General features: G+C 34.5%; 23 protein-coding genes and 1 riboswitch. Of the genes, 21 read left to right on the forward strand and 2 right to left on the reverse strand.

Annotated elements, in window-relative coordinates:
* Positions 1–98: 98 nt before the first annotated feature.
* The 15 genes from pfkA (at position 99) to F5ESL0225_RS03515 (ending at position 13,862) form a co-directional block, all read left to right on the forward strand.
* The gene (gene pfkA / locus F5ESL0225_RS03445) at positions 99–1,058 is read left to right on the forward strand and encodes a 6-phosphofructokinase (protein ID WP_090091861.1); all 960 of its coding nucleotides are present in this window, start codon (positions 99–101) and stop codon (positions 1,056–1,058) included.
* A gap of 24 nt (positions 1,059–1,082) precedes the next feature.
* Entirely contained in the window at positions 1,083–2,852 is a 1,770-nt protein-coding gene (pyk, locus tag F5ESL0225_RS03450; protein WP_122047858.1) for a pyruvate kinase, read from the forward strand.
* Positions 2,853–3,010: 158 nt separating this feature from the next.
* A complete protein-coding gene (locus F5ESL0225_RS03455; RefSeq protein WP_122021623.1) occupies positions 3,011–3,898 on the forward strand; it encodes a S1 RNA-binding domain-containing protein in 888 nt (295 codons plus the stop codon).
* Entirely contained in the window at positions 3,891–4,790 is a 900-nt protein-coding gene (gene xerD / locus F5ESL0225_RS03460) for a site-specific tyrosine recombinase XerD (RefSeq protein WP_122021624.1), read from the forward strand. Before F5ESL0225_RS03455 ends, xerD begins: the two co-directional genes overlap by 8 nt.
* Positions 4,791–4,798: 8 nt before the next feature.
* Positions 4,799–5,155 (forward strand): reductase, encoded by a 357-nt coding sequence (locus F5ESL0225_RS03465; protein WP_122021625.1) that lies wholly within the window; start codon positions 4,799–4,801, stop codon positions 5,153–5,155.
* Positions 5,152–5,889 (forward strand): ScpA family protein, encoded by a 738-nt coding sequence (locus tag F5ESL0225_RS03470; protein WP_199688762.1) that lies wholly within the window; start codon positions 5,152–5,154, stop codon positions 5,887–5,889. Before F5ESL0225_RS03465 ends, F5ESL0225_RS03470 begins: the two co-directional genes overlap by 4 nt.
* Complete coding sequence (gene scpB, locus F5ESL0225_RS03475; RefSeq protein WP_122021627.1) at positions 5,879–6,484, forward strand: SMC-Scp complex subunit ScpB; 606 nt, start codon at positions 5,879–5,881, stop codon at positions 6,482–6,484. Before F5ESL0225_RS03470 ends, scpB begins: the two co-directional genes overlap by 11 nt.
* Positions 6,485–6,486: 2 nt before the next feature.
* A complete protein-coding gene (locus tag F5ESL0225_RS03480) occupies positions 6,487–7,206 on the forward strand; it encodes a pseudouridine synthase (RefSeq protein WP_122021628.1) in 720 nt (239 codons plus the stop codon).
* A gap of 28 nt (positions 7,207–7,234) precedes the next feature.
* A riboswitch (FMN riboswitch) is annotated at positions 7,235–7,349 on the forward strand.
* 85 nt (positions 7,350–7,434) lie between these two features.
* Entirely contained in the window at positions 7,435–8,118 is a 684-nt protein-coding gene (locus tag F5ESL0225_RS03485) for an ECF transporter S component (protein WP_233551881.1), read from the forward strand.
* Between the two features lie 104 nt (positions 8,119–8,222).
* Positions 8,223–8,672: a LysM domain-containing protein gene (locus F5ESL0225_RS03490; RefSeq protein WP_122024639.1), complete on the forward strand. Its 450-nt coding sequence runs from the start codon at positions 8,223–8,225 to the stop codon at positions 8,670–8,672.
* 41 nt (positions 8,673–8,713) lie between these two features.
* The gene (gene cmk, locus F5ESL0225_RS03495; RefSeq protein WP_122021631.1) at positions 8,714–9,400 is read left to right on the forward strand and encodes a (d)CMP kinase; all 687 of its coding nucleotides are present in this window, start codon (positions 8,714–8,716) and stop codon (positions 9,398–9,400) included.
* 60 nt (positions 9,401–9,460) lie between these two features.
* Entirely contained in the window at positions 9,461–10,666 is a 1,206-nt protein-coding gene (rpsA, locus tag F5ESL0225_RS03500) for a 30S ribosomal protein S1 (protein ID WP_090091879.1), read from the forward strand.
* Positions 10,667–10,730: 64 nt separating this feature from the next.
* Positions 10,731–12,041 carry a ribosome biogenesis GTPase Der gene (gene der, locus F5ESL0225_RS03505; protein WP_090091880.1) on the forward strand — a complete coding sequence of 437 codons (1,311 nt, stop codon included), beginning with the start codon at positions 10,731–10,733 and terminating at the stop codon, positions 12,039–12,041.
* A gap of 182 nt (positions 12,042–12,223) precedes the next feature.
* Positions 12,224–12,499 (forward strand): HU family DNA-binding protein, encoded by a 276-nt coding sequence (locus F5ESL0225_RS03510; RefSeq protein ID WP_090091881.1) that lies wholly within the window; start codon positions 12,224–12,226, stop codon positions 12,497–12,499.
* Between the two features lie 112 nt (positions 12,500–12,611).
* Entirely contained in the window at positions 12,612–13,862 is a 1,251-nt protein-coding gene (locus tag F5ESL0225_RS03515) for a peptide-binding protein (protein ID WP_122047860.1), read from the forward strand.
* A gap of 47 nt (positions 13,863–13,909) precedes the next feature.
* On the opposite strand, the gene F5ESL0225_RS03520 is transcribed toward F5ESL0225_RS03515, so the two are convergent.
* Positions 13,910–14,797, reverse strand: coding sequence for a YitT family protein (locus F5ESL0225_RS03520; RefSeq protein WP_122021633.1), 888 nt, complete (start codon positions 14,795–14,797; stop codon positions 13,910–13,912).
* A 102-nt stretch (positions 14,798–14,899) separates the two neighbouring features.
* On the opposite strand from F5ESL0225_RS03520, the gene F5ESL0225_RS03525 reads away from it, so the two are divergent.
* Positions 14,900–16,093, forward strand: a complete 1,194-nt coding sequence (locus F5ESL0225_RS03525; protein ID WP_122021634.1) for a CCA tRNA nucleotidyltransferase — start codon at positions 14,900–14,902, stop codon at positions 16,091–16,093.
* On the opposite strand, the gene F5ESL0225_RS03530 is transcribed toward F5ESL0225_RS03525, so the two are convergent.
* On the reverse strand, positions 16,079–16,744 hold the full coding sequence (locus F5ESL0225_RS03530; protein ID WP_122021635.1) for a hemolysin III family protein: 666 nt from the start codon (positions 16,742–16,744) through the stop codon (positions 16,079–16,081). The genes F5ESL0225_RS03525 and F5ESL0225_RS03530 overlap by 15 nt on opposite strands.
* 119 nt (positions 16,745–16,863) lie before the next feature.
* Here F5ESL0225_RS03530 and F5ESL0225_RS03535 point away from each other — a divergent pair, with 119 nt between their 5' ends.
* From F5ESL0225_RS03535 to dprA, 5 genes are read left to right on the forward strand one after another with little or no spacing between them, the layout of a single operon-like run.
* Positions 16,864–17,724 (forward strand): DegV family protein, encoded by an 861-nt coding sequence (locus tag F5ESL0225_RS03535; RefSeq protein ID WP_090091891.1) that lies wholly within the window; start codon positions 16,864–16,866, stop codon positions 17,722–17,724.
* Positions 17,725–17,729: 5 nt separating this feature from the next.
* Positions 17,730–17,960, forward strand: a complete 231-nt coding sequence (locus F5ESL0225_RS03540) for a YozE family protein (RefSeq protein ID WP_090091893.1) — start codon at positions 17,730–17,732, stop codon at positions 17,958–17,960.
* A 48-nt stretch (positions 17,961–18,008) separates the two neighbouring features.
* Positions 18,009–18,848, forward strand: coding sequence for a ribosome biogenesis GTPase YlqF (gene ylqF / locus F5ESL0225_RS03545; RefSeq protein ID WP_118896463.1), 840 nt, complete (start codon positions 18,009–18,011; stop codon positions 18,846–18,848).
* Entirely contained in the window at positions 18,845–19,600 is a 756-nt protein-coding gene (locus tag F5ESL0225_RS03550) for a ribonuclease HII (protein ID WP_122047861.1), read from the forward strand. The genes ylqF and F5ESL0225_RS03550 overlap by 4 nt, the downstream gene beginning before the upstream one ends.
* 52 nt (positions 19,601–19,652) lie before the next feature.
* Positions 19,653–20,489 (forward strand): DNA-processing protein DprA, encoded by an 837-nt coding sequence (dprA, locus tag F5ESL0225_RS03555; RefSeq protein WP_122024642.1) that lies wholly within the window; start codon positions 19,653–19,655, stop codon positions 20,487–20,489.
* Positions 20,490–20,557 lie beyond the last annotated feature (68 nt).

The following is a 20,557-nucleotide window of genomic DNA, read 5'->3' on the forward strand; positions in this document are numbered from 1 at the left end:
GGGATAATATATAATTTTTTTGAGATTTTTTTATAAATTAATGTTAGAATTTAACTGATGTGAGAAATTACACAATAAAATCTTGATGAGGTGAATTCATGAAACGAATTGGTATTTTAACAAGTGGCGGGGATGCTCCCGGTATGAATGCAGCTATTAGAGCTGTTACTAAAACTGCTATTCATCATGGACTTGGTGTTGTTGGTATTCGTTATGGTTTTGCCGGGTTAGTTGCAGGAGATTTTGTTACACTAACTGCTGAAAATGTTGACCACTTGATTAATTTAGGTGGTACATTTCTTTATAGTGCTCGTTATCCAGAATTTGCACAAAAAGATGTGCAAGAAAAAGGTGTGGAGCAATTAAAGAAGCACGATATTGATACTGTTATCGTAATTGGCGGTGATGGATCTTATCATGGTGCACTTGCTTTAACTCGCTTGGGCATTAATTCAATTGGCTTGCCAGGTACTATTGACAATGATATTCCATATACTGAATATACAATTGGATTAGATACTGCATGCCAAACAGCCATGCAAGCTATTGATAAAATTCGTGATACGGCAAGTAGCCATCATCGCGTGTTCATTGTTAATGTGATGGGCCGCAATTGTGGTGATATTGCCATGCGGGTAGGTTTAGCAAGTGGTGCTGATGCAATTGTTGTTCCTGAGCAATCATATGATATTAAAGAAATTGCTGAAACATTGAAACGCGGCTTTGCAGATGGCAAGGATAATGGTATTATCGTATTGGCTGAAGGTGTGATGACTGCCGATGACTTTAGAAACGAGCTTTTAAAGTATGGTGATTTTGATGCCCGAGCTAATATCTTAGGTCATATGCAACGTGGTGGTTCACCATCTGTTTTGGATAGAATCAATGCTACAAAGATGGGAAATTATGCGGTTAAGTTACTTCTTGATGGTAAAGGCGGTTTAGCTGTCGGTATGGAGAATGGAAAGCTTGAAACTCATGATATCCTTGATTTATTTGATGGAAAACATGACAGTGATGAAACATTAATAGATATTAATAAAGAAATGACTAAATAGTCAATTTGAGGAGATTTTTAGATAATGAAGAAAACTAAAATTGTTAGTACGTTAGGACCAGCTTCCAATGATGTTGCAACTATTACAGCTTTAGCTAAGGCTGGTGCAAATGTATTTCGTTTTAACTTCTCACACGGGGACCATGCTGAACACCTTTCACGGATGAATATGGTTCGCCAAGTTGAAAAGGAAACTGGTTTAGTTCTAGGTATTGCATTAGATACTAAAGGGGCTGAAATTAGAACTACTGACCAAGAAGGTGGCAAGTTTACTATTAATACTGGTGATGAAATTCGTGTTTCAATGGATGATTCACAAGCAGGTAACAAAGATAAAATTCATGTCACTTATGAAGGATTATACGATGACACTCATGTTGGGGGACACGTTTTAATCGATGATGGTTTGGTCGACTTGTTAATCAAGGAAAAAGATGATTCTAACAAAGAATTAGTTTGTGAAGCTCAAAATACTGGTGTCATTGGATCAAAGAAGGGTGTTAATGCACCTGGAGTTGAAATTCGTCTTCCAGGAATTACTGAAAAAGATGCTGATGATATTAAATTTGGTCTTGAACATGGAATTAACTTTATTTTTGCCTCATTTGCCCGTAAGGCACAGGATATTTTAGATATTCGCAAGCTTTGCGAGGATGCTGGTTGTGATTACGTTAAGATTTATCCTAAGATTGAATCACAAGAAGGTATCAATAATGCTGATGAAATTTTACAAGTTTCAGATGGTTTAATGGTTGCTCGTGGTGACATGGGAGTAGAAATTCCATTTATCGATGTCCCATTTGTGCAAAAGGATTTAATCAAGCGTGCTAATGCTCTGGGTAAGCCAGTTATCACAGCCACACAAATGCTTGATTCAATGCAAGAAAATCCACGTCCAACTCGTGCTGAAGTCTCTGATGTTGCTAATGCAGTTTTAGACGGAACAGATGCTACAATGTTATCTGGTGAATCAGCTAATGGTCTTTACCCAATTAATGCTGTTAAAGCGATGGCCGAGATCGATGAAAGAACTGAAGATGAATTGCTTAAGCGTAATACTTTGGCTTTGCAAAGATTTGAAGAGTACAAGGGTTCTAATGTTACTGAAGCAATTGGTGAATCAGTAGTTCGGACAGCTCAAGAATTAGGAGTTAAAACAATTATTACTGCTACTAATTCTGGTTATACTGCAAGAATGATTTCTAAGTATCGTCCAAATGCAAATATTTTGGCTTTGACTTTTGATGAAAAGATTCAACGTTCATTGGGAATTACTTGGGGTGTACAAGCACTACTTACTGACAAGCCTTCATCAACTGATGATATGTTTGAAGTAGCTGCTAAGGTTGCTAAGGAACAAGGTTATGTTAAAGATGGTGATTTAGTAATTATCGTTGCTGGTGTACCGGTTGGTGATTCAGGTACAACTAACTTAATGAAGTTGCAAATTATCGGTAGCAAACTAGCTCAAGGATTGGGTGTTGGTAACGGTTCCGTTGTAGGAAAAACATTAGTAGTTAACAGTGCCGAAGAAGCGAATAGCCAAATTAAAGAAGGCGATATTCTTGTTGCTAAGACCACTGATCCTGATTACTTGCCTGCAATTAAAAAAGCTTCTGGTTTAGTAGTTGAAGCTTCGGGATTGACTTCTCATGCAGCAATTGTAGGATTATCGCTTGGAATTCCTGTTGTAGTTGGGGTAACTGAAGCAACTGAAAGAATTGCAAGTAATATAACTATTACTGTTGATGCACGTCGTGGTGCCATTTATCAAGGTGAAATTGCTAACCTTTAATTAGCAGTAATAAATAATTAAAATAGTCAGCCGATTGGCTGGCTATTTTAATTTTAATCAAGTATTCGCCCTTAATTAATATTGACTTATATCACTTTACTATTCTAAAATGTTATACTTAATGAAAAGAAATATTATATTTTAGGGGAGTGCAGATAATGCTGGGCACGGTTGCAACAGGTAAGATAATTGACCAAAATGAGAACTCATTTTATGTTCAAGTTGAAGGAATAACTTATGAATTAAAGCAAAAAGAACTTACACAAGACGAAAGACCTAATTTGGGTGATCAAATTCAAGGTTTTTTATATGATGATAAACAACATAATCGCCAAATGACTCAGTTTTTGCCCTTTGTTCAAGCTGATCAATATGGTTGGAGTAAAGTAACTGAGGTGAAATATGATTTGGGGGTTTTTGTTGATATAGGATTACCTGATAAAGATGTAGTGGTATCAGTGGATGACTTGCCCTTTGATAAAAGCCATTGGCCCCATAAAGATGACCAACTTTTGGTTCATTTAGAAACAGATCATAAAGATCGTATTTGGGCCAAATTAGCTGACGAAGATATTTTTAATCAGCTATCGACGCATTTTCCCAATAATATGGAAAATAAAGATATTTTTGGCACCGTTTATTCAAGCCGCGAGGTAGGGGCCTTTGTTATTACTAGCGATTATTATCTTGGCTTTGTTCATTCTTCCCAAATGGGAAGACCATTACGTTTAGGGGAACAGTTCAAGGGTCGCGTAATTGGAGTGAGTCAATACGGCCGTTTAAATTTAAGCAGTTTACCACGAGCCTTTGAAGAAATTGATGAAGATGCTGAGATGATTTTAATGAGTTTGCGCCGAAAAGGTGATTTAACTTTGCCTTTTTACGATAAATCAGATGCTCAAGAAATTAAGAATTATTTTGGTATATCTAAGTCTTCTTTTAAACGGGCAGTAGGTCATTTGCTTAAAGCAAAATATATTACAGAAGATAAGGTAGCTGGAACAATCACGTTAATTAAAGATCCTAAAGCAATTGAAAATGAATAATTTACAGGAAAATGTTGATGATTATTTGCGACATTGTCAAATTGAACGGGGCTTAAGTAATAATACTTGTATTGCTTATCGGCAGGATTTAACTGATTTTTTAATATTTCTAAAAAAAGAGAAGATGACTTCTTGGCCAACTAGTGCAATTGATATTGATGCATTTTTGGCTGAATTACGGGATGAAAATAAAGCAACCAGTTCGATTAGTCGTATGATATCTAGTTTGCGCAAATTTTATCAATGGCTTGTACGCCAGCATATTCAAAAGTTAAATCCGATGCAAGAAATTGATTCACCTAAAAAGCAACACTTATTACCAGTCGCTTTAAGTGTCAAAGAGGTAACTACCCTTTTAGAACAACCAGATATAAATAAAAAATTGGGCATACGTGACCGTGCTTTATTAGAAACGCTATATGCAACTGGTATTAGGGTTAGTGAATTGATTAATTTAAAATTTACCGACTTACATGCTGATTTAGGATTGTTAAAGGTATTTGGAAAGGGATCAAAGGAACGTTTAATTCCAATCAGTGAGGTGGCTATCTCCTGGATTGAAAAATACCAAAAAGAGGTGCGTGATGGACTGCTTTTGCGTGTTGGCAAATATAATGATTACATTTTTCTTAATAACCGTGGTGGATCGTTAACTAGACAGGCTGTCTGGCAAATAATAAAGCATTATTGTCAAACAGCCCAAATTCCAAAAAATGTAACACCGCATACTTTGCGCCATACTTTTGCTACTCATTTGTTAGAAAATGGGGCCGATTTGCGTGTGGTTCAAGAAATATTAGGACACACTGACATTAGTACTACACAAATTTATACTAATTTGTCACAAAAGCACATTTTAGAAGTATATTCAAAGACGCATCCGCGAATTTAGGTAATTATATGCTAATTGAATGTAAGAATGACAATGAAAAAATTGCTATGGGACTTTTGTCTTATTTAGATGATTTTAAAAATATTAATGTTTTAAAAGAAGAAATTGAACTAAATAAAAATAGTAGCGAGTTTCAGCTTTATTTGTATCGTGAGTTAAATTCAAATTTTATTGGTGTAATCGGCATTCAAAATTATAAAGATTTTATTGTCATTCGGTATCTTTCATTGTCTCCCAACTACCGCCAACTTAGGTATAAAGGTAAAATTATACATGAACTGGCATGCAATAATCCTGATAAACGGATTACGGCACTGCCTGAATTTACTAAATTAGTTGAATATTTTAAAAATAAGGAATTATGAGTAATAATCTAACTTTAGAATTACCAAATTTTGAAGGTCCACTTGACCTACTGTTACATTTGATTAAATCACAAAAAATCGATATTTATGATATTCCGATTGCTCAAATTACTAGCCAATATTTGGCATATCTCCATGAAATGCAACGACTAAATTTGAAAATTGCTGGTGAATATTTTGTGATGTCTTCTATATTATTGCGGATAAAATCACAATCACTTTTGCCACAAAATGATTTTGTCAATGAAGATGAACCAGAAGAAGACCCTAGAGAAGAATTAGTTCAGCAATTAGTTCAATACTCTGTTTTTAAAAAAATTTCGGCATACTTTAAAGAACGTAATGAAAAAGTACCAATTACAGCATCTAAAGAAGAGAGTGTGCCCCAAACTAAAGAAATTCAACCTCTGCCTTTAGGACAAATAACTTCATCTGACTTAGCTAATACTTTTATTGTAGTTTTACAACGTTTAAAATTACGCCAGCCTAATCTTGCTTCAGTCAAAGTAAATGAAAAATCTATAACGCAAATGATTGATTTTTTGCGAGAAAAACTCGCTGAGAATAAAGTTATTAGTTTTTTTTCTTGTACAGATCAGTTACAAAATCTATCTGATTTTATTGGTTTATTTTTGGCATTACTTGAACTTTGCAAGAAGAAGGAGATTAAGGTTAAACAAGCTTGTACTTTTGGTGATTTAAAATTAGAAAGAATTGATAATAATGGTAAGTAAAATAGCTCAACTAGAAGCATTATTGTATCTTGCTGGTGATAACGGGATTGAGAGTGAAAATCTTTGTGAGTTATTACATGTGGAGCAATCTGCCTTACGTGAAATGGCTACCAAATTGACTAGCCAGCTTAAATCAAACGTTGATTCTGGATTACAAGTACTACATGTTAATCATAATTATAAGCTAACTACTAGACCTGAAGTTAGTAAAACTGTTACTAGCTTTTTTCAAAGAGATTTAACTAAAACTTTGAGTCAATCAGCGCTTGAAATATTAGCTATTATTGCATATAGACAGCCTATCACGCGTATTGAAGTTGATCAAATTCGGGGAGTTAATTCATCAGGCGCATTACAAACGTTAATTTGGCGCGGATTAATTAAAGTTCAAGGTAAAAAGGATGTTGCTGGCCACCCCAATTTATATGTTACTAGTGATTATTTTTTGCAATATTTTGGATATCAAAGTTTAACTGATTTACCGTTAATTGAAGATTTTGAAGTTAACGAAATTAATGCTGACGGAGAAATTGACTTATTTACCACTAAAGGACAAGCAGATAAAAATTTGGCGAAATTGCCAAAAGGAGAATAACAATGGTTTTAGAACGTTTACAAAAAGTAATTGCCGAAGCTGGAATTGCCTCGCGCCGCAAAGCCGAAAAAATGATTGAAGAAGGTAGGGTAACAGTTGATGGCGCGATTATTACTCAACTCGGTACCAAAGTAGATACCTTCAGTAATATAACGGTTGACGGTGAACCAATTGAACGTGAGAGTTTGCATACGTATCTTTTTTATAAGCCGCGAGGTGTAGTTTCAACCGTAAGTGATGATAAAGGCAGAAAAACGGTAGCTGATTATTTCGAAGATTTACCGTATCGTTTATACCCCATAGGTAGGCTTGACTATGATACATCTGGGTTATTGTTAATGACAAATGATGGTCAGTTAGCCAATTTACTAATGCACCCACGCAGTGAAGTAGCAAAGGTCTATGTAGCAAAAATTAGTGGCCAGCTACTGCCTGAAGAAATAAGTCTGCTTAAACGGGGAATAATGATTGACCATCAAAAATGTGCTCCAGCAAAAGTTAAAATTATTCGGACGGATAAAAAGAAAAATATGCAAATAGTTCAATTAACGATTCACGAAGGTCATTATCACCAAGTGAAGCGGATGTTTAAAGCTGTTAATCATCAAGTAAGAAAACTTTCACGTGAAAAATATTCCTTTTTAACCTTAGATTCATTAATCTCTGGTAAGTACCGTGAATTAAGTCATGCTGAGGTTGACAGATTAAAGCAGGTAGATTAGTATTATAATTGTAGTTAAATATCGAGTTTGTTGTCTTCATGGCAGGGTGAAAATCCCGACCGGTGGTGAAAGTCCACGACCCACGTAAGTGGTGGAATCGTTTAAGATACCGATAGTTAAAGTCTAGATGAAAGAAGACAGACTAAGCTAAGAGCCAAGATGATGCTTACTTTTAATTGGTCTGTTGCTAGAAGCAACAGACCAATTATTTTTTTGGAGGTAAGTTCATTGAAAACAAAGAATGGAAGTAATTTGGCCAATATTATTGCTTATGCATTGATTGGTACAATTGCATTTATTTTGATGTTTATTGCATTTCCACTACCAGTAGCAAGTTTTTTAAAGTTTGACTTTTCAGATGTAATTGTTACTATTGGGATGTTCTTATTTGGTTCTGGTCCAGGAATATTTATTGCTTTTATTAGAATGTTTATTTCTTTAATTTATAAAGGTTTTTCCTTGCCAAGTATAGTAGGTCAATTAGCAGCTTTTGTGGCAACAATTTCATTTGCATTACCTTTTTATTTTTTCACTAAAAAAATTGATGTTCATGAAAAAAGTATGGTAAAAAGACATCTGCAGCCAATTTTAGGAGTTATTTTAGGAATTGTTGCAATGACTTTGGTTTTGTCTGTACTCAATGCATTAGTTTTGACCCCTGTTTATGCTGTAACAACTGTGCCCAATTTACCAAAAATTGATGGTTATTCAGGTTTATTAAGTTTTACAGAAAAAGTTTACTTAGGGCAATTGCTTCATATTCCGTCAATGAGTAGCTATATTGCAGGAATTATTGTTCCCTTTAATTTAATTAAGGGTGCCATTAACGGCACAGTAGTTTATTTACTTTTTGAAACAGTTTTGGGTAGTTTAAAGCCGTTTGTACAGCGCTATTTTAATTTGAAAAATTAATTTTTTACTAGATTTTAATCGACCACATATGAGGTCGATTTTTTTATCCAAAATAATAATTAAATATGCTAAAATAAAACAAGCTAAGTGAAGGAGGTTTTTAGATGAGCCATAAACCCAAGGGACCGTATTTACATTACGAGCGTCCGAATGAATCTAGAACAGTGATCCATAAAGCAACATCAAGAGGGTGGATTGTGTGGATGGCTATTCTGATTCTTAGTATTATTGCACTTGTACCGGTTGTTCATCACTTAGCTACAAATGGGTCAATTAATGAACGAGTAGTTGAATTAAAAAAATCGGTAAAAAAGCATGACAAGCTAAAAAAATCGGTTGTACCTCAAAACCGGCTTCAGCCAAAAGCTGAACAAAAGAAAAAAAGGCAACCCCCAAAAGTGCAAACTAAGCCTACACAGTATGTAGCAAAAAGTGGAGATTCATTATCAAGTATTGCCGAAAAATTTAATTTAAGTATTGAAGAGCTCGCAAGTCTAAATCAGCTTAATGTAGATAGCCAAGTTAAAGTTAATCAAATACTTAAAGTGAAATAAATATAGAAAGGATAGGGACTGAATGTCCCTTTTTTATTGGAATGCAAGTAGCAATTGATGGTCCAGCTTCAGCTGGAAAAAGTACAGTGGCAAAACTTATCGCACAAAAATTAAATTTTATTTATATTGATACTGGAGCAATGTATCGTGCATGTACGATAATTGCCCAGAAGCATGGTATAGATTATAGTAATGAAGCAGAAATTTTAAAAGCAGTTGAAGCAGAAGGAATAGAATTTCAAACTATTAATAATGAGCAAAGAGTTTATGTTGGTAAGCAGGATGTTTCACAAGAAATTAGGACTCCCGAAATTTCAGCTAATGTTTCACAAGTTTCAGCTTTAGCTGGAATTCGTGCAAAAATGGTCGATCTTCAAAGACAAATGGCTGGAAAAATGGACGTGGTAATGGATGGACGTGATATTGGAACTACTGTTTTGCCTAATGCTCAGGTGAAGATATTTTTAATTGCTTCAGCTTATTCTCGTGCCAAAAGGCGAATGTTAGATTTTAAAGAACGTGGTATCAAAAATTCCCAAACAATTGAAGAAATTGAAGCAGATATTACCGCTCGTGATTATAAAGATTCTCACCGCAAAATCTCTCCTTTAAGAAAAGCTGCCAGTGCAATTGAAATTGATACAACAAATATGACAATTGCCCAAGTAGTTGATGCAATTTTGACAGAAATTAAAAAAAGTCAAAAAAAACTAGAAAAAAGGGGATAAAACAGTAGAAAAATATCTAACTTTCATTTAAAATTAGGTTATGATATCGGGAGGTAAATAATGTCAGAAAATAGTAATCAATTTTTAGATGCATTAAAGCAAATGCAAGGGGTTGAGGTCGGAGATATTGTAGATGTTGAAGTGTTGGATGTTGAAGAAGGCCAAATCGATGTCGGTGTTGTAAATGCCGGTGTTGAAGGTGTAATTCCTCGTCGTGAATACACTTCAGATCGCAACGTCGATCTACGTGATGCTGTTAAGCCAGGTGATAACTTTAAGGCTTTAGTTTTAAGAAAAGCTGGTGGCGATAAAGAAAACGGTGAATTTTTCTTCTCAGTTACTCGCTTAAAGGAAAGAGAAGCATACGAAGAACTAAGAAAAGATTTTGAAGCAGGCAATCCAATTGAGGGTACTGTAACTTCTTCAGTTCGTGGAGGTTTACTAGTTGACGTTGGTACTAGAGGATTTTTACCAGCTTCACTTATCTCAAATCGTTACGTTTCGGATCTTAAGCCATATATTGGTAAAACAATGAAACTTAAGATTACAGAGATTGACCCAAGTAAGAATCGTCTGATTCTTTCACACAAAGATTTAATTGAAGAAGAGCGTGAAGAAGCTTTTGACAGTGTTGCATCACAATTAGTTGTGGGAGACATCGTTGAAGGTAAGGTATCTCGTTTGACTAACTTTGGTGCTTTTGTTGATGTTGGTGGAGTTGACGGATTAGTTCATATTTCCGAAATATCATACAAGCATGTAGATAAACCAAGTGATGTTTTAAAATCTGGTCAAGAGGTTAAAGTTAAAGTAATTGGTATTGATGATGACAGACATCGCATCTCCCTTTCAATTAAGCAAACTGAACCATCCCCATTTGAACAAGCCACAGCAGAACTTCATGAAGGTGATATTTTTGAAGGTGAAGTTAAGTCTTTAACTAATTTTGGTGCTTTTGTTGAAGTAGCTGATGGAATTCAAGGTTTGGTTCATGTTTCTGAAATATCATATAAGCATGTAGATAAACCAAGTGATGTTTTAAAAGTCGGCGAAACAGTTAAAGTTAAAGTACTTAACATTGACCCTAATGATCGTCGAATTTCACTTTCAATGAAAGCTACTGAAGCTAAGAGTTCAGATAGTGAAAGTACACGTTCACACAATTCTTACAATAGAAGTGCAGTTAATAAAAAGTATATGAATAGCGATGACAGTGGCTTTGCTTTAGGTGACATTATAGGTGACCAATTAAAAGATCGTCGTTAGTTTTAATAAAAAATGCCGACTTAACTTAAAGTCGGCATTTTTATTTTTAAGGGAGGCTGGAAATATGGTTTTACCTGTAGTTGCAATTGTAGGACAACCCAATGTTGGTAAATCTACTCTTTTCAACCGGATAATCAATGAGCGTTTAGCAATCGTTGAAGATAAGCCTGGTGTTACTCGTGATCGTAATTATGCTCAAGCTGAGTGGATGGGGCATAAATTTGATTTGATTGATACAGGTGGAATAACCTGGGAAAATAGTCGAATTGAAGATGAAATAAGAGCGCAAGCAGAGATTGCAATTGAAGAAGCGGATGTTATTGTCATTCTGACAAGTGTTACTAATCATTTAACTGACTTAGATGAACGGATTGCACAGATGCTTTATCAAACTAAAAAGCCAATTGTTCTTGCTGTAAATAAGGCCGATAATCCTGAACAAAGAATGGATATTTATGATTTTTATAGTTTAGGATTAGGAACACCAATTCCAATTTCAAGTGTTCATGGGACTGGAATTGGAGATTTACTTGATTGTATAGTGAGTGAACTACCTAAAGACCTAGACCAACAAAATGATGATCAAATACGTTTTAGCGTGATTGGTCGTCCCAATGTTGGTAAGTCGTCAATTGTTAATAAACTAGTTGGTGAAAAGCGGGTAATTGTTAATAATGAAGAAGGCACAACACGAGATGCTGTAGATACTCCATTTATTGATGAAGAAGGCACTAAGTTTCGAATTGTCGATACAGCTGGAATTAGGCGTCGTGGTAAAGTTTACGAAAAAACTGAAAAATATTCTGTCATGCGAGCAATGAGTGCAATTGAACATTCTGACGTAGTTTGTCTTGTATTAGATGCAAGTACTGGTATTCGTGAGCAAGATAAGCATGTTGCAGGTTATGCTCATGAAGCTGGTTGCGGTATCATTATTGTAGTCAATAAATGGGACTTGCCCAAAAAAACTAGTAATAGTGGTAAAGAATTTGAACAAGTAATCAGAGAGGAATTTCAGTACTTAGATTATGCGCCAATTTTATTTGTTTCGGCCAAAACTGGACAAAATCTTGATCAAATAGCAAAACTAGTTAAATTGGTGCATCAAAATCAAACTCAACGTATCCAATCAAGTATTTTAAATGATTTATTACTTGACGCAAGTAAATTAGCCCCTGCACCAATGATAAAGGGTAAGCGACTTAGATTATATTATATGACTCAGGTTGCTACAGCACCACCTACATTTGTGGTATTTGTGAATGATCCAGAATTAATGCACTTTTCATATCAACGCTTTTTAATCAATCAGTTGCGTAATAATTTCAATCTTTCTGGAACTCCAGTTAAGATTATTGCACGTAAAAGAAAATAGTTTGTATTTAGCAAATAATAAAAAACACAAATTTTGATTAAATTGCTTGTTGTACTAAGGGTTTTGTGCTATTTTAAGAACAGAGAAATGATGATTTAAATAATCATTTATTCCTTATTCTTTTTTGAAGGATAAGTTGAGAATCTCTAGATGGAGATTTTATTTTGGGAGGTGAATTCCAGATGGCAAATAAAGCTGATATAGTTAATGAGGTAGCATCAAAAACCGATTTAACTAAAAAGCAAATTGCTGCAGCTATTGATGCAATTTTTAGCTCAATTCAAGATGATCTTGCTAAAAATGAAAAAGTTCAATTAATTGGTTTTGGTACTTTTGAAGTGCGTCAACGTGCAGCTCGTAAAGGTCGTAATCCACAAACTGGTGATGAAATCGAGATACCAGCAAGTGTTGTTCCTGCTTTTAGACCAGGTAAGGCTCTTAAAGAGGCAGTTAAATAGTTTTTAATAAAAAGATGATGGCATTTTTGGCCATCATTTTTTTTACTTAAAAAAATTTATAAAAGAGCTATAATAGACACCTGGATGTAATCTGATTAAGTGGAGGAATAATATGAGCTATTCAGAACAATTACTTGATTCAATTGAAGAACAAGATTTTTCTCAAGCAAATATTTTATTAAAGAAAGCATTAGAGAGCGACCAACCAGAAATTTTAGCATCATTAGCTGAAAGTTTAACTAATATTGGTTTTACTGATTTAGCTAAACAAGTCTATCGTAGTCTTATCGCTCAATTTCCCAAGGAAGATATTTTTAAAATTTATTTAGCTGAAATTTTATTAAATGATGGCAAAGATGACGATGGCTTATCTTTACTTTACAATATTTCTAATGCATCACCAGCTTATCTTGATAGTCTTTTAGTACAAGCAGATTATTATCAGACCAATGGCTTTTTAGAAACAGCTTATAGTAAATTGAAGGAGGCATCTCAGCTTGCTCTCAATGAAGATGTTATAAAATTTGGCTTAGCTGAGATAGATTATCTTAGTGGTCGATATGAGAATGCACTTGAGTTATATAAGGATTTATTAAAGCGACAAGAAAGTTTTGGTGAAATTAGTTTAAATGACCGACTTTTTCAAACTTTAGCAAAATTAGGTCGGTATGAAGAAGCTAGCCAAGTAATTAAAAGTAATAATAGTTCGTTATTAGACATTGATAGTAAATATCAAGCCGGATTAGTGTTATTAACAGTCAATGAAGATGATTTGGCAATTAAGTATTTGAATGAAGTTATTGGACAGAGTCCAGACTATGCTAATGCTTATCGCTTGTTAGTTACTGCTTATAAACATAAGAATGATAATGAGCAAATTTTATATATGGCCCAAACTGGTATTGAATACAACGAATTTGATCCTGTTTTGTATGTAGAAGGCGCCTTAGCGGCGGTTAAACTTAACAATAATAAAACGGCTGAGGAATTGCTTAAAAAGGGCTTGAAGAATATTCCTGAAAGTGAAGATTTACGCTTGCAGTTATCTAACTTATACCTTCGTGAAGGCAAGGATACAGAAAATCTGCAATTATTCAAAAATGTTGCTGAAGGTGAAATTGAGCCGCGAGCACATTGGAATATGGCTATGTCATATCAAAATTTAGAACAAGCCGATAAGGCTAAAAGTGAGTATCTATTGGTTTATCCTGAATTCAAAAATAACGCTGCCTTTTTAAAACAGATGATTCGCTTTTTTAAAACTCAGGCGCACTCAACTGATATTGTGAAGCAGTTACTACAAAGATACTTAAAATTAGAACCTGAAGATTTTGAAATGCAAGAAATGTATGCTGATTTATAATTAAACAAAAAACTGTTGGAAATTCCAACAGTTTTTTTAATTAAAGACTATTTTCGGATAAAAAAGTGCCGTTGTTTTTGCTTATAGGTGAAGCCTTCACCAACAGCTTCATGGACTTTGATTACGCTAACGAATGCCTTAGGATCTTCTGCAGCTATTAAATCTTTAATAGCAGGCAATTCTCTTGGCGACACAACTAAATAAATGACGGGGCGCTTATGCTTACTATAGCCTCCTTGTGCTTCTAAATAAGTAAAGCCGCGGTCCAATTTCAAGTCAATCATTTTAGCAATTTCTTGATATTTATTGGAAATAATTAATAGACCTCTAGCTGATGTTGTTCCTTGCTGAACGGCATCCATTACCCGGGATAAAATAAAAGAAGCAACTAAAGTATACATAATATGTTTAATATCCAAATATGAAAGTGAGGCAAAGAGTACTAGTGCATCACAGATTAGCAAAACCTTACCAGAAGAAATACCATAATTCATTTGTAAAATACGGGCAATAATATCTGTGCCGCCAGAAGTACCGTTGTAGCGAAAAACTAGTCCTAGTCCAATTCCTGACAAAGCACCGGCCATTATTGAAGATAAGAAGAGGTCGTGTTCTAGATTTAATTGCGATATAATAGGTACCAAGCGCCAAAACCATAAGAAGAAGGATAACCAAAGTGTCCCCCAAATTGTATAGGCTAAAAGACGCTTTCCCATGTAACGATAACCTAAAATAATTAAGGGAATATTTAATAAAAGGGATGATAGTCCCATATTAATTCCCCAAAAATGACGTAAAAGTAGTGAGATACCACTTATACCACCGTCAGTTAAATTATTGGGAGCTGAGATCATATCTAGACTAATACCATAAATAGCGCAGCCTAGCATAATCATTAACAATTCTAAAAGATTGTGTTTATTAAATTTTGACATAATATAAATCTTTCTTTTAAGTTCTTAAATATAGCCCCTTAAACATACCAGAAATAAAGTCTTTTGAAAATAAAAATACTAAGTTAAATGAGTTGATTAAGAATGAAAATAGATAAATTACCTTCAATTTTTTTATCGGCACTACCAGTGCTGAAAATATTAGAACAAGCTGGATATGAAGCGTATTTTGTTGGAGGATCAATTCGTGATTTGCTGCTAAAGCGGCCAATACATGATATTGATATCGCAACAAGCGCTTATCCTGAAGAGGTTAAGAAGCTTTTTCCTAAAACAATTGATACCGGAATTAAACATGGTACAGTAACAGTTTTACATAATGGGGAAAGTTATGAGATAACAACCTTTAGGACTGAATCAGGCTATCAAGATTTTCGTCGCCCTGATAAAGTGACGTTTGTACGTAGTTTAGCTGAGGACCTTAAACGACGCGATTTTACTATAAATGCTCTGGCAATGAATACTAGTGGAGATATCATTGATTTATTTGATGGATTAAGTGATTTACATAAGCATTTAATTAAAGCAGTTGGCAATCCGCTAGAACGATTTCATGAAGATGCTTTAAGAATGATGCGTGCGGTTCGATTTATGAGTCAACTAGGTTTCAGATTGGAAAAACAAACAGCAACAGCACTAAAAGAGTTGCATCCGTTGCTAGCCAAAATTTCAGTTGAACGGATTCGAGATGAATTTGTAAAAATGGGATTAGGGAATGATTCTAGAAGGGCTTTTGCAGTATTTTTGAATACCCATCTTAGTGAAGAAGTTCCAAATTTTGCTGGTAAAAAAAACTTGCTAGCGGTTTATCCCAATTTAAAGTTTAATCCCCACTTAGAAACGAGTCTCTGGAGTGTGATTGCTATTTTACTTAAGATTCCTAACCGCCAAATAGCGAACTTTATGCGCAGTTGGAAAAATTCTAATTTAATGACTAATAAGGTAGAAAAAATTATTACCTTATTTGATGTGATTTCTGCTCATGTGCCAACAGATTTTGAATTATTTGAGGCTGGTGAGGAAACTTTAATGAATACAATTGATGTTGCACGTATTTTAGGACAACCAATTAGTTCAGAAATCCTGGTTAACCGATATCGGGCTTTACCAATAAAAAAAGCCGCTGATTTAGCGGTTGATGGTCGTTTTTTGATTAACTTGGGAATTAAACCAGGGCCGGAGTTAGGCAATTTATTGCTAACAATCAAAAAAGCAGTTGTTGCAGGTGAATTAGAAAATAGCCCAGAAGCAATTGCGGCCTTTTTAAACGTAGAATAAAACTGAAAAATACATTAAAGCAGATGCTAAAATAACAAAAAGGTGCCAAATAACGTGTATATAAGGAATGCGTCTCATGGTATAAAAAAATGCTCCGACAGTATATGCTACTCCTCCACTAGCTAGTAACCAAAATCCAGTTGGGCTCAGACGAACATATAGCTGTTGGGCGACTAAAATTACTAACCAGCCCATACCAACATATATTATGGTATCTAAAATACGATGTTTGCCCCGATTGAAAATGTAGTAAAGTATGCCCAAAATTGCTAATAGCCAAACTAAACTAAACAAGAACCAACCCCATCTACCGCCAATGACTACTAATGAATAAGGCGTATAGGTACCAGCAATTAAAAGAAAAATTGAGGAATGATCAAAAATTTGAAATATATTTCGTGCTTTTGTAAATATTAAACTATGAAAAAGGGTTGAAAAAAGGTATAGTAGCAACAAGCAAATTCCATAAACACTGAAGGTAATAATTCTTACTGTACTATGGGTTGAAACAGCTTTAATAATCAATAAAATCAACCCCGCTATAGCGAGACAAAAGCCGATGCCATGCGTAATAGCACTCAGCGTATTGTCAATAATATAGTATCTTTTTGTTCTTTTTTGCGGCTCTTGCCAAAATTCTTTTAATTTCATAATGAATCAAGCCATTCACTTTCTTCTTTTTGTTTATTTTTTTGATATAATACAGATAATTGATATTAATATTCTATCATAAAAATGTGACAGCAATTCAGAATTGAGGGCGAGTAAAGTTGTCAGAAATTAAAATTTTGACAGATTCTTCGGCACAATTGACGCCAGAAGAAATAGAAAAATATAATATTACGGTTGTACCGTTATCGGTAACCGTTGGAGGTAAAACCTATTTAGATGGGGTAGAAATCACTAGACAACAATTTGTTGATGAAATGGTTATTGCAAAAGAATTACCCAAAACAAGTCAACCACCAATCGGGACTATCATAAAAGCAATTAATGATTTGACAGCAGATGGTAGTGAAGTCATCGGTATATTTTTAGCCAAAGCATTAAGTGGTACGATTGATGCAGCAAGGCAAGCAGCCAATATGGCTGATAAGCCTGATGCTGTTCATATTGTAGATTCAGAATTAACAGATCGAGCTGAGGGACTACAAGTTTTAGCTGCTGCACGTGATGTTGCATCTAACAAAACAGTTAACCAAATTTTAGAGCATATTGAAAACATTAAAAAAACGCAGCGTTTGCGGATGATGATTGTGAACCTAGAAAATGTTATTAAAGGTGGACGTTTAGGCCCCATCTCTGGGAAGATTGCTAATTTACTTAATATTAGAATTGAATTACAGATGCCAGGTGGAGAATTAAAAATTGCTAAAAAGGGCCGTGGTAAAAAGTTCTCGCTTGCCTTTGATCAACGTGTTTTAGCTGATATAGCGGCTAACAAAGATAGTATTAAGGAAGTGGGCATTTCTTATGTTTCAACTGGTGGAGTACCAGAAAAATTACTTGATTTGGCTCAAAAAATAAAAGATATTAATTCAAATATTAATGTATTGGTACGTGAAACTAGTCCTATTATTGCCACCCATGCTGGTATGGATGCGTATGCCATTTTATATTATACGGAGTAAACATATTGTCATATCGAGAGAGCTTTTATCGTTATTTAATGACCCAGTGTAGTGCAGATGCAAAAGATGATGTAGCACAATTTGCAAATAATGCTCAAAATGATCAAACTTTTCCTAAACAAGAGCAAAGTTATGAAGAATTGTCTAATTATTTGGAATTAAATGCAGGTTATTTACCAAATATGAGTATTTTTGATGAAGCATATCAAATGTACCGCGAAAAGATGTCATATTAATTATATATGGTCACATAGACCTTTTAGTGTAAAGAAGGCAAGATAGTAATGGCTAAAATTCAGTGGTATCCAGGTCATATGAATAAAGCTCGTAATCAACTTGAAGATAAGATGAGCTTAATTGATGTATTAGTTGAAGTATTAGATGCACGAATTCCACAATCATCAAGAAATCCAATGATTGAAGACTTGGTTGGAGATAAACCGCATTTAATTATTTTAAATAAAGCAGATTTAGCAGATCCCACAATGACCAAGCTTTGGCAAAAAAAATTAACTGGCAAAGGTAAATTTGTTATGGCAATGGACTCCTTGCATAGTAATAATATGCAAGTTTTAGTTCGTATGATTAAAAATGCCGCCAATGAAAAAATTAAACAGCGTGAAGCCAAAGGGGCTACTAATCCTATAATTAGAATTGCCGTAGCTGGTGTACCTAATTGCGGAAAATCGACAATTATTAATCGTTTAGTTGGACGTAATGTAGCAGTAGTTGGTAATAAGCCAGGCGTTACTAAGGGACAAACTTGGCTAAAAACGCAGTCTAATATTCAGATCCTTGATACACCAGGGATTTTGTGGCCTAAATTTGAAGATCAAGATGTTGGTTATAAGTTAGCTGCATTTGGAGCAATTAAAGATACAATTTTTAGCGCAGATGATGTTGCTTTATTTTTGCTTGCAAGTTTGCGCAAAAATTATTTAGCTGATTTGGTGAGATTTACTCGTTCGACAAAAGATCGAGTAGAGAAGATTAATAATACTGATTTGTTATTAGCACTTACTGAAGAATATGGCATGCGCGATGATTATGACCGTTTCTCTTTGTATTTACTACAACGGCTTCGTAAAGGTAAGGTAGGAAGGATTACGCTTGATCGTCCATGAAGATTACTGAAATAAAACAGTTATTAACTGAAGATAATGTTAGTGAGTCAGATTTAACAATGCTTTCGTTAGATTCAAGAGTTGGCGTCCAAAAATTATTAGCAAGCTATTATAAACGTAAAGCAAAGTTTGCCGAAAAAAAACTTGCCTTTAATAATCGTTTTTTTTATGAAAAAAAATATTGGTCGAAAAAAAAGATTGTAGCTGGAGTAGATGAAGTAGGGCGTGGACCGCTTGTTGGTCCGATAGTTACTGCGGCAGTTATTTTAGACGATAGTTTTGATCTTATTGAAGTCAATGATTCTAAAAAATTAAGTGGAACTAAACGTTTAGAGCTCTATCCATTAATTTTACAAAAGGCAGTTAGTGTAGCTATAGGAATAAAGAGTGCCCAAGTAATCGATCAAATTAACATTTATGAGGCTGATCGTTTAGCAATGGCTGATGCGGTAAAAGGATTGGACTTAAAACCAGATGCATTATTAGTTGATGCGATGAATGTGCCAATTAACTTGCCGCAAGAGCGCTTGATTAGAGGGGATGCTAAATCTAATTCGATTGCAGCAGCTTCGATTATTGCGAAAGTTTTTCGTGATCAGTTAATGGAAGATTATCATGATATTTATCCCGAATATCATTTTAATTGTAATGCTGGTTATGGCACTAAGGATCATATTGCAGCATTACAAAAATATGGTCCGACGCCGATTCACCGTAAAACTTTTGCTCCAGTAAGTGATTTTTATAAGTAAAATAAAAAATCTGCCTCCTTTTCTGCGTATTATACAAATGGGAGGATTTTTTATGAAAATAACAGATTTTCTTTTACGTCTAAAACTACAAAAAAATATTGGTTATGTTAAAATGTTACGAATTGCTAGTCAAATCACTAGCAATGATATCAGTATTCAGACTATTAAGAATATGAATTTGCCTGATAATTTAAATCAGTCATGCTTAGCTGCGTATAATGATACAGGGATAGAAAAAATTATTATTCGTATTAAGAAACAGTGTTACCCCATTAGTTTTTTTGATAATGAATATCCAGACGCCTTGCGTCAAATTTATCGGCCACCTTTAGTTTTATTTACTCAAGGAGATCTGAGTTTATTAAAAAATAAAATAGTAACAATCGTTGGCGCTAGGCAGGCTACTAATTATAGTCAAGTAGTGTTGGATAAGTTGGTACCTAATTTAATCAAAAATAAGATAGTAATTGCCAGTGGTCTAGCCAAAGGGGTAGACGTCATGGCGCACAAAGCAACCTTAAAAAATAAAGGTAAGACTATTGCTGTAGTGGGGAATGGACTTAATCATTTTTATCCCATGAGTAATTATCAGGTTCAAGAGCAAATTGCTAAATCTGGTCTAATTTTAAGTGAGTACCTACCTGATACTCCACCAAGACCCTTTCGATTTCCAGAGCGTAATCGTATTTTAGCTGGCATTGCACAAAGTGTGATTGTAACTGAAGCTAAGGAAAAGTCTGGCTCATTGATAACAGCTAACTTAGCTTTACAAGAAAATCGTGATATCTTTGCCATCCCGGGGCCAATTACTAGTCTCCTTTCTGCAGGACCTAACAAGTTAATTGCAGCTGGGGCTTGTCCAATTACGGATTTTGAATTTCAACTTTAAAGATTTGACAATTAGCCAATAAATATTCTATTCTCAGTCTAGTACTAAAATTAAGAAAATTAATGAGG

This window comes from Lactobacillus sp. ESL0225 (assembly GCF_003692905.1).
GTDB lineage: Bacteria > Bacillota > Bacilli > Lactobacillales > Lactobacillaceae > Lactobacillus > Lactobacillus bombicola.